Here is a 9,956-nt window from a genome sequence, read left to right on the forward strand (position 1 = left end):
GCTCCGCAGGCCGTCCGTTGCTCGCGCGGGCGGTCCGCCTAAGCAGCGGGTGCGCTCCAGTTGAGCGACTCGATGTAGCGCAGCAGCACACCCTCTCGCAGCGCCCACGGCGACACCTCGAGCTCTTCGACATCCATCGCCTTCATGGCCTCGTGCAGCACCACGGCACCCGCGACGATCTGAAAGGTGCGGTCGGCCGTGATCCCCGGAAGCTCCTGCCGAGTCTCGGCGGGTATCCGCGCAAGGCGCGGGATCCACGCCTTCAGCTCGCGGCGGGGCAGCACCATCCGCTCGATCCCCGACCAGCCCGGCACGGGGTAGCCGGCGAGCTTCGCCAGTGAGCGGATGGCCTTCGACGAACCGACCACGTGATCCGGCCGGGGCAGCGACCCGAACGCCTCGGCGACGGGTGCGAGAGTGGCCCGGGCATGCGCGCGCAGGCGCTCGACGGCATCCTCGCCCGGCGGATCCTGCGGGAGGAACTGGATCGTCATGCGTCCGGCTCCGAGGGGGACGGATGCCGCGGCATCCGGAAGCTCGTCAGCTCCAGCAGCGAGCTCGAGTGAGCCACCGCCGATGTCGAACAGCAGGATCTGGCCGGCCGACCAGCCGAACCAGCGGCGCACGGCGAGGAAGGTGTAGCGGGCTTCGGTCTCACCGCCCAGCACCTGCAGCGGCTGGCCCAGCGCGGCCTCGATGCGGGCGATCACGTCGGCGCCGTTGGCGGCCTCGCGCACGGCGCTCGTCGCCGTCGCGAGGAGCTCATCGACGTGCTCGGCCGTCGCGTGGGCGCGCGCCTCGGCGACAGCCGACTCGAGCGCCGTGACACCTTCCTCGGTGATCGCGCCATCGGCGTCGAGGTAGCGCATCAGCCGCAGCACCGTGCGCCGGCTCGTGCCGGCGAGGGGCCGACCCCCGGGTCGGACGTCGGCGACGAGCAGATGGACGGTGTTCGACCCGATGTCGAGAACTCCCAGGCGCACGGGCTCAGCGTAGCGGGCCGCCTGACTCGAGCCGGCGCAAAGGGCCGCTCACCGCTGCTCCGAGCGGCCGTTCGCGACCGCTCGGCGAGCGGCGCGGGGTCAGGGACGGGGCGCCGGGGCGTACTGGGCGCTCGGACGCCCGGCGGTGGCGTAGTCGAGCCGGCGGACGACGGCACCGGTGTGGGCCAGATGCTCGAGATAGCGACGACTCGTCACGCGCGAGATGCCGATGCGGTCACCTACCTCGGTCGCGGTCGACCACGGAGATTCGTCGATCGCACGGCGCACGGCATCCAGGGTCTCGACGCTGAGCCCCTTGGGAAGGGGCGGCGCCGCCGTCGCGCCCCCGATGAACGAGTCGATGTCTTCCTGTCGCAGTGTTCCCGCCGGGCGCGCCGCCAGCTCGCGCGCGATCGCATCCACGCGCGCATACAGGTCCCGCGCCGAGAACGGCTTGACGAGGTAGTGCCGCACTCCCGCCAGGCGCGCGACGCGCACGCTGTCGAAATCGCGGGCGGCGGTGAGGGCGATGATCTCGGGCTGGCGCTGCGAGCCGGCACGGACGGCGCGCAGCACATCGAGTCCCGACATCCCGGGCAGGTACAGGTCCAGCAGCACCAGGTCGGGCTCGAGCTCCTGGATGGCGGCGATCGCCTCGGCGCCCGTGCCGGCGATCGCGACGACCTCGCATCCCTCGTACGACGACATGAAGCGCGTGTGCAGTCGCGCCACCGCCGGTTCGTCGTCGACCACGACCACCCGGATCGAAGGGCTCATGCCGTCACCGTCGCCGAGCGCGGCGTGGTGGCGGCAGGCTCCAGCGGCAGCCGCACCGTGAATCGCGCGCCGCCCAGCGGCGAGTCGTCCAGTGCCACGTCGCCGCGACGTCGGCGCACCACGCGCCGCACGAGCGCCAGCCCGATCCCGCGCCGGTGCGGCCCGGTCGCCCCCTCGAGCGCCTTCGAGCTGACCCCTTCGACGAACACGCGCGCGCGCTGATCGGAAGGGATGCCGGGACCGCTGTCGTCCACCGTGAGCACGATCTCAGACCCGCTCGTCGAGGCGGCCACCTCAACGCGATCGCCGAGACCGCACGCCTCCAGCGCGTTGTCGACGAGGTTGCCGACGATCGTGACGAGGTCGTGGCCGAAGTCGTCCGGCAGCGGCGGCGGGTCGCCGGTGTCACGACGCACCTCGAGAGCGATCCCGAGCTCGCGGGCTTGAGCCCGCTTGACGGCGAGGAGGGCCGACAGCTCGAACTGCCCGAGGATCGGACGCGGCTCACCGTCGCCCATGCTGCCGCCCGGCGTCGTGCCGGTGATGAACTCACGCGCCTCATCCACCAGGCCGAGCTCGAGCAGACCGGCCAGGACGTGCATCTTGTTGGCGAACTCGTGCGCCTGCGCGCGCAGGCCGTCGGTGAGCGACTGGGCGCCGTCCATCTCCCGCAGCGCTTGATGCAGCTCGGTGTGATCGCGCAGCAGCAGGGTCGCCGCCGCGGGTGCGTCATCCACCGTCGTGCCCGTGCTGCGGGCGATGAGCACCCGCTCGCCGACGAGCACGAGCGCGCCGTCGGGCTCGCCGCGGCGCAGCACGTCGGCGACCGCCGGCTCGAGAGCCTCCGACGCGCGGCGGCCGACGAGGTCGTCGTCGCCCAGCAGCCGCTCGGCCGCATCGTTGGCCACCGTGATCACGCCGTGCTCGTCGACGGTGATGATTCCCTCGCCGATGCGGTGCAGCATGGTCTCGTTCTGCTCCACGAGCGACGCGATCTCGCCCGGCTCGAGGCGGAAGATGCGCTTTCGCACCACCGAGGTGACCCACGCCGCGCCGAAGACGCCGATCACCGCCGACGCGCCCATCGCGGCGAGCAGCCACGGCACCTGCGAGAGGAAGTCGGCGCTGAGCTCGGACTCGAGGATGCCCACCGACACCGTGCCGATGACCTCCGCCTCCTCTTCGGTCCCATCGCCGTCGAAGATCGGCACCTTGACCCGCCACGAAACTCCGAGCGTTCCCTCCTGCGTCCCCTCGTACACGACTCCGGAGAGCGGCACCGACGGGTCGGTCGAGACGGGATCGCCGATGAGATCGGGATTGGGGTGCGAGAGACGGATGCCGTCGGCATCCGTCACCACCACATACGTCAGGTCGGATGCCTCGCGGATGATCTCTGCGACCGGCTGCACCGACGCTGCGGGATCGGCGTCGTCGAGCGCGTCGACGATCACGGGCAGCCGCGCCACCGACAGCGCCACCGCGTACATGCGGTCCTTGTAGGCCTCGCGCAGTGCGCGCTCCTGGAGCGTCGCCGCGATGACGCCGGTGATGAGCGTGGCCAGGCACACGATCACCGCCTGCAGAAGCAGCAGCTGGACTCGCAGCGACATCGGCGTCACGCAGCAAGTGTAGGTCGTGCGTTGCGGGCGACGACGGGCGGCAGCATCCCCCATCCGCGACCAATAGTTACGGAACCTCCGCAATAGTTACGCAACCCTTTCCGCGCCCCTCGCGGCCCTAGCGTCGGGTCCCACACAGCTCGTGGGGCGAAGCCGCTCCACACGCACTCGAGGAGGAGTGGAATGCGCAGATTCGCGATCCCCGCGATCATCACCGTCGGAGTCCTGGCGCTCGCCGGCTGCACATCGCCCGGTGGCAACGGCGGCGGCACAGCAGACGACGATGAGGCGGCGCCCATCGACGAGGTCGGCATCGTGGTGCCGGCCGACCCCGGCGGCGGCTGGGACCAGACCGGCCGCGCCATCAGCGGCGTGCTCGTGGGCGAAGAGCTCGTCTCGGCCGCACCCGTCACCAACATCGGCGGCGCCGGCGGCACGGTCGGGCTGGCGTCGTTCGCCAACGAGCGCGACCCGTACTCGCTCATGATCACGGGCTTGGTCATGGTCGGCGCCGTCGAGACGAACCAGGCCGCGACCCGCATCGAAGACACGACGCCCATCGCCCGACTCACCGAAGAGCCCCTCGTCGTCGTGGTACCCGAGAATTCGCCGTACGAGACCCTCGACGATCTGCTCAGCGCCGTGGACGATCAAGGTCAGTCCGTCGTCATCACCGGAGGCTCGGCGGGCGGCGCCGACCACATTCTCGCGGGCCTGCTGCTGGCCGAGGCCGGCATGGACTCGGGCGAGATCGTCGAGAAGCTCAACTACGTGCCCAACGCGGGCGGCGGCGAGGCGGTGACGATGCTCCTGGGCGGCAACGCGGACGCGGGCATCTCGGGCGTCGCCGAGTTCTCCGAGTTCGTCAAGGACGGTTCGATGCGCGCCCTCGGCGTCAGCTCGGAAGAGCCTTCCGAGCTGCTGCCGGACGTGCCCACCATCGTGGACGAAGGCGTCGACGTCGTGCTGACCAATTGGCGCGGAGTGCTCGCCCCCGGCGGCATCACCGATGCCGAGGCCGACGCGCTCACCGACCTCGTCACCGAGATGCACGACAGCGGGGAGTGGCAGACGGTCCTCGAAGAGAACGCCTGGGCCGACGCGTTCCTCGCCGGAGACGAATTCGACGCGTTCCTCGCCGAGAATGTCACGTCGGTCGGCGAGACGCTCCAAAGCATCGGGCTCGTGGAATGATGAACGCCCCCTCTGGCGGGCTCCCTTCCGGAACGGAAGGGGGCTCGCCTCCCCTCACGAAACCGTCGCCCACCGCGGCGCCGACCCGCGCCCAGCGCCGGGTGGGCGAGCTGGTGTTCGCGATGCTGGTGATCGGCCTGGGCGTCTTCGCCCTGGTCGGGGTCTTCAGCATCCGGGTGCCTGCGGGGGCCCGTGTCGGGCCGACCCTCTTTCCCGTCTTCGTCTCGATCATCCTGCTGGCGGCGGGCGTGGCGGTGCTCATCAGCGTCCTGCGCGGACACCTCGGCACTCCCGAGGAGTCCGAAGACACCGACCCCAACGCCCGGACGGACTGGCGCACCATCGCCATCATCCTCGCGCTGCTGATGGCGCACCTCCTTCTGCTCGAGTACATCGGCTGGGCGCTCGCGGCGACGCTGCTGTTCGGCGGTACCGCCTGGGCTCTCGGCACCAAGCGCTGGTGGCTCGGCTTCGTGGTCGGATTCATCGTCGGCGTGCTGGTGCAGATCCTCTTCGGCGAACTGCTCGGCCTCTCACTGCCGCTCGGCCCCGTGCTCGGCTGGCTCGCTCCCCTCATCTGAGGCATCGGAGAAACCCATGGACAACATCAGCCTCCTGCTCGAGGGGTTCGCGACGGCCTTCCAGCCGCAGTACCTCCTCTTCGCATTCCTCGGCGTCCTCGTCGGCACCGCGGTCGGCGTGCTGCCCGGCATCGGCCCCGCCATGACGGTCGCGCTGCTCCTGCCGCTCACCTACACGCTCGATCCGACCGCCGCCCTCATCACCTTCGCCGGCATCTACTACGGCGGGATGTACGGCGGTTCGACGACCTCGATCCTGCTCAACACTCCCGGCGAGTCGGCATCCATCATCACGGCCATCGAAGGCAACAAGATGGCACGGCTCGGCCGGGCCGCGACCGCGCTCGCGACCGCCGCCATCGGTTCGTTCATCGCCGGCACGATCGCCACCATCGGCCTGACGCTGCTGGCGCCGGTGCTGGCGCAGTTCGCCGTGAGCCTCGGTCCCGCCGACTACGTGGCCCTGATCGTCGTGGCGTTCGTCACGGTCGGCGCGCTGCTGGGCTCGTCGGTCGCACGCGGCATGTCGTCGCTCGGCATCGGGCTGTTCATCGGCCTCATCGGCACCGACCTGCTCTCGGGCCAGGCGCGATACACGCTGGGGCTGCTGCCGCTGGCGGACGGCATCGACGTGGTGCTCGTGGCCGTCGGCCTCTTCGCCGTGGGCGAGACGATCTACGTGGCCGCGCGGCTGCGGCACGGCGCGATCCCCGTCATCCCGGTCGGCGGGTCGTGGCGCCACTCGATGAAGCGCAACGACTGGCGTCGCTCGTGGGCGCCGTGGCTGCGGGGCACCGCCATCGGATTCCCGATCGGCACGATCCCCGCCGGTGGCGCCGACGTCGCCACGTTCCTCTCATACGCGGCCGAGAAGAAACTCTCGAAGCACAAGAATGAGTTCGGCCATGGAGCGATCGAGGGCGTCGCAGGCCCCGAGTCGGCGAACAACGCCGCCGCGGCGGGCGTGCTCGTGCCGCTGCTGACGCTGGGCCTTCCGACCACCGCGACGGCGGCGATCATCCTCACCGCGTTCCAGTCGTACGGCATCCAGCCCGGGCCGCGGCTCTTCGAGAGCCAGCCGCAGCTGGTGTGGGCGCTGATCGCGAGCCTCTACATCGGAAACGTCATGCTGGTCGTGCTCAACCTGCCGCTGGTGGGCATGTGGGCGCGCGTGCTGCGAATTCCGCGGCCGTACCTGTACGCCGGCATCATGACGTTCGCAGCCCTCGGCGCCTACGCCGTGAACTTCCAGACCGTCGACATCTTCATCCTGCTCGTCGTCGGCCTCCTCGGCTTCTTCATGCGACGGTACGGCTACCCGATCGCACCGCTCGTGGTCGGCATGATTCTCGGACCGATGGGGGAGGAGTACCTGCGCAAGGCGCTGCAGCAGAGCCAGGGCGACGTCGGATCGCTGTTCCTGCACCCCTTCGCGGCAACGGCGTACATCGTGCTGGCGCTGCTGATCGTCGGCGGCCTGTGGCTGAAGCAGCGACGCCGGCGGTACGAGGCGGCGCTGGAGCAGGCGCTCACCTCCGAGATCGCGGTGCAGGCGGCCGCCGAGACGGCCGACCTCGCGGCCGGTCACGAAGCGCAGCGCCGCCTGGGCCGTCACGACACGCAGGGGCCGTCGTCGACCTGAAACGTCGCGGCCGCGGTTGCGGCATCCGTCACCCGATACGATGAGCGGGATGTCCGTCGACGAAGCGACCACCGTGGCCCCTGTGCACTCGCTCTACCGCGAGATCGATCGCGCCGAGTGGGCGCGGATGGCCTCAGGCATGGCGCAGCCCCTGAGCGAGACCGAGATCGTGCAGATCCGCGGACTCGGCGACCGGCTCGACATCGCCGAGGTCGCACAGGTGTATGCCCCGCTGTCGCGCCTGCTGTCGCTGTACGCCGAGGCGACGAAGCGACTGGGCGCCGAGACCGCCGACTTCCTCGGCGAGTCCGATTCGACGACGCCGTTCATCGTGGGCGTCGCAGGATCGGTCGCGGTCGGCAAGTCGACGATCGCGCGGCTGCTGCGCGAGCTCACCAGCCGGTGGCCGGGAACGCCCCGCGTCGAGCTGGTGACCACCGACGGCTTCCTGTACCCCAATGCCGAGCTCGAACGGCGCGGACTCATGGAGCGAAAGGGATTCCCCGAGTCGTACGATCGCCGCGCGCTGGTGTCGTTCCTCACCGAGGTCAAGAGTGGCGCCCCCGAGGTGCGCGCGCCGTTCTACTCGCACATGCGGTACGACATCGTGCCCGACGCCGTCGTCACCGTGCGCCGGCCCGATGTCGTGATCGTCGAAGGGCTGAACGTGCTGCAGCCGCCGCCGACGCCGAACGACGTCGCCGTGAGCGACCTGTTCGACTTCTCGATCTTCGTCGACGCCGCGCCGGCGCACATCACCCAGTGGTATGTCGACCGCTTCCTGGCGCTGCGGCGCGCGGCGTTCAGCAACCCGAACTCGTTCTTCAACGTCTTCGCGCAGCTCAGCGACGAAGAGGCCGTCGAACGGGCGCTGCACTTCTGGAACACCATCAACCTGCCGAACCTCGAAGAGAACGTGCAGCCCACGCGGCACCGCGCGAACCTGGTGCTGCAGAAGGCCGCCGACCATACCGTCGAGTCCGTCCTGCTGCGCAAGCTCTGATGCGGACCGGGATGCTGCGAGCCGGCATCCGCTTTCCGATCGGCGGGCGCGGGCGCCGAGGTTAGACCCCTTGTCGGCGCTTGTCCACTGTTTGAGGCTGATCAGGGGCAATTCCATGAAATCTTCACGGAATGCTTGCGGCCACCTGACAGGTCTGCGCTAGTTTGAGCAAGTCGGCCTGCGCCGGCTCGTCGTCGCCGCCTGCGGTGGCGCGACACAACTCGATAACCAAGTGCCTTGGGGGTTTGCTTTGCAACGTGAACGCGATGTCGCACAAGTGCGGAGACGATTGCGGTTCAAAGATCGAAAGAGCGCGGTTCTACGAGTAGGAGCGGCCACCACCGCAACCGCCCTCGCTCTCTTCGGCGGGGTCACGGCGGCGCACGCCGGTCCCGGCGACTCGTCGAACGCGTCGGGAACATTCCTCGGCGGTTCGATCCTCGAACTCCTCGACGCGGACACGCTCGTTCAGATCGAAGGAGTGCAGGCGTCGAACGACGGCACGCCACCGACGGTCGTCGAGTCGAACACCCTCGACCTCGAGCTGGTGTCGCTGCTCAACGTGGAGCTGCCCGGCGGCATCCAGCTTCCGATCGACACGGCCGAAGCCGGCGTCGTCGGTCAATACGCCAGTGCGGGCCCCAACGGCGACTCGGTCGGTGCTTCCGGCCTAGTCGGTGAGGGCGGCGCGATCGGCACCGGTGTGACGCCGCTGCCCGGTGTCGCACCCGGCCCGCTCAGCGTGAGCCTCGACGACGTCGTCTCGTCGCTCACGGGCACTGTCGGGGCAGACCTCGTTGCCGAAATCGCACAGCTCGACCTGACGCTCGGCGTCATGAGCGCGAGCGCCTCCCAGAACGCCCCGGCCGCCGCCGTGGGCGACTACGAGATCGCCGGCGGCGTGCTGAGCTTCGAGAGCCCCACGGTCGCCGGCCTGGCTGCGGCGCTCAATGGCGCAGTCGGCGGCGTGCAGGAAGACCTCGACGGAGTTCAGGCACTGCTGAACTCGGCGCTGGAGACCCTGCTGGGACCGCTGGGTCTCCTCGTCGAGGCTGACGTCACCATCGGGACGACCAGCCTCACCGACGCGATCTCGGATCTGCTCTCCACCCCGCTGACCAGCCCGGAGTACCCGGGCGTCGTCATTAACCTGGGTGACGGCACGGTCACGATCGACCTCGACGAGATCCACGAGCTGAACGATCAGCCGGCCAACACCCAGATCCTGAGTGAAGCGTCACTCCTGGAGATCCAGGCATCTGTCCTCGGCCTGCTCGACGGTCTCGTCGACGAGGCCATCGACACCGTGGTCGCGGCGATCGAGGGTCTCTCGGTCACGGGCGGCGCGACGGTGGCTGGTCTCACGGTGCTGACCATCGACACGACCGTAGGCGCGCTCCTTGATGGAGACACGACCGGGATCACTCTGCTGGGCCTGGGCCTCACCCTGCCGGGTGGGGTTGGTGCCGTCGTCGCTGCCCTGGCCGCGCCGCTCCAGGCTCTCGTCGACTCGGTCGCGGGCACCCTCGAGGTCGTCCTGGACCCGGTGAACGACCTTCTCCTGCCGGCGTTGGACGCGATCCTGCCGCTCGTGGCGAGCATCACGGTGAACAACCAGTCGACCTCGGGCGGTGTCTTCTCCGAGACCGCACTGCGGTTGACGATCCTCCCGACGCTCAGCGCCGTCACGATCGACCTCGCGAACGCGACCGTCGGACCGAACGTCAACGTCACCGCCGCCGTCGAGATCCTCGAGCCCACTGAGGGCGAAGAGATCGTCGCGGACGGCGGCACCGAGACCGCCGACGTGCCGGTGTCCGGTACGGGTGAGCCTGGATCGACGATTGACGTCACGATTCCCGGCCAGCCCACGCAGAGCACCACGGTCGACGAGAACGGCGAGTGGGAGGTCATCTTCCCGGGCCTGCCGGTCGGTACCTACACGGCCACCGCGACTCAGGATGTCGATGGCAGCACCGACACGGTGACCTTCTCAGTGATCACGGATGCGACGGATGCTGACGCGACCGATGCTGACGCGACCGATGCTGACGCGACCGATGCTGACGCGACGGACGCTGACGCGACCGATGCTGACGCGACGGACGCTGACGCGACCGATGCTGACGCGACCGATGCTGACGCGACCGATGC

The 9,956-nt window shown here is 69.6% G+C and carries 8 protein-coding genes; 5 read left to right on the forward strand and 3 right to left on the reverse strand.

The genetic code is table 11. The features are described from left to right. Window positions 1-38: 38 nt before the first annotated feature. From K0817_RS16530 to K0817_RS16540, 3 genes are all read right to left on the reverse strand, one after another. Window positions 39-983, reverse strand: coding sequence for a Ppx/GppA phosphatase family protein (locus tag K0817_RS16530; RefSeq protein WP_219982765.1), 945 nt, complete (start codon window positions 981-983; stop codon window positions 39-41). A gap of 99 nt (window positions 984-1,082) precedes the next feature. Further along, on the reverse strand, window positions 1,083-1,760 hold the full coding sequence (locus K0817_RS16535; protein ID WP_219982766.1) for a response regulator: 678 nt from the start codon (window positions 1,758-1,760) through the stop codon (window positions 1,083-1,085). Further along, entirely contained in the window at window positions 1,757-3,373 is a 1,617-nt protein-coding gene (locus K0817_RS16540; protein ID WP_219982805.1) for a sensor histidine kinase, read from the reverse strand. Before K0817_RS16540 ends, K0817_RS16535 begins: the two co-directional genes overlap by 4 nt. A gap of 192 nt (window positions 3,374-3,565) precedes the next feature. Between K0817_RS16540 and K0817_RS16545 the strand changes: the two genes are divergently transcribed. The 5 genes from K0817_RS16545 to K0817_RS16565 form a co-directional block, all read left to right on the forward strand. Next, window positions 3,566-4,576, forward strand: coding sequence for a tripartite tricarboxylate transporter substrate binding protein (locus K0817_RS16545; protein WP_219982767.1), 1,011 nt, complete (start codon window positions 3,566-3,568; stop codon window positions 4,574-4,576). Next, window positions 4,576-5,157: a tripartite tricarboxylate transporter TctB family protein gene (locus tag K0817_RS16550; protein ID WP_219982768.1), complete on the forward strand. Its 582-nt coding sequence runs from the start codon at window positions 4,576-4,578 to the stop codon at window positions 5,155-5,157. Before K0817_RS16545 ends, K0817_RS16550 begins: the two co-directional genes overlap by 1 nt. A gap of 16 nt (window positions 5,158-5,173) precedes the next feature. Then, the gene (locus tag K0817_RS16555) at window positions 5,174-6,799 is read left to right on the forward strand and encodes a tripartite tricarboxylate transporter permease (protein ID WP_219982769.1); all 1,626 of its coding nucleotides are present in this window, start codon (window positions 5,174-5,176) and stop codon (window positions 6,797-6,799) included. 49 nt (window positions 6,800-6,848) lie between these two features. Beyond that, complete coding sequence (gene coaA, locus K0817_RS16560; protein ID WP_219982770.1) at window positions 6,849-7,802, forward strand: type I pantothenate kinase; 954 nt, start codon at window positions 6,849-6,851, stop codon at window positions 7,800-7,802. A gap of 289 nt (window positions 7,803-8,091) precedes the next feature. Beyond that, the coding region (locus K0817_RS16565) for a choice-of-anchor G family protein (RefSeq protein WP_219982771.1) at window positions 8,092-9,956 on the forward strand (1,865 nt) is incomplete at its 3' end.

The organism is Microbacterium sp. HD4P20 (genome assembly GCF_019449275.2).
GTDB lineage: Bacteria > Actinomycetota > Actinomycetes > Actinomycetales > Microbacteriaceae > Microbacterium.

What these genes read in the sequence shown, in the direction of transcription:
- K0817_RS16540 (WP_219982805.1), bottom strand. Translation starts at nt 3,373, where the DNA reads ATGTCGCTGCGAGTCCAGCTGCTGCTTCTGCAGGCGGTGATCGTGTGC.
- K0817_RS16545 (WP_219982767.1), top strand. Translation starts at nt 3,566, where the DNA reads ATGCGCAGATTCGCGATCCCCGCGATCATCACCGTCGGAGTCCTGGCG.
- coaA (WP_219982770.1), top strand. Translation starts at nt 6,849, where the DNA reads ATGTCCGTCGACGAAGCGACCACCGTGGCCCCTGTGCACTCGCTCTAC.
- K0817_RS16555 (WP_219982769.1), top strand. Translation starts at nt 5,174, where the DNA reads ATGGACAACATCAGCCTCCTGCTCGAGGGGTTCGCGACGGCCTTCCAG.
- K0817_RS16535 (WP_219982766.1), bottom strand. Translation starts at nt 1,760, where the DNA reads ATGAGCCCTTCGATCCGGGTGGTCGTGGTCGACGACGAACCGGCGGTG.
- K0817_RS16550 (WP_219982768.1), top strand. Translation starts at nt 4,576, where the DNA reads ATGAACGCCCCCTCTGGCGGGCTCCCTTCCGGAACGGAAGGGGGCTCG.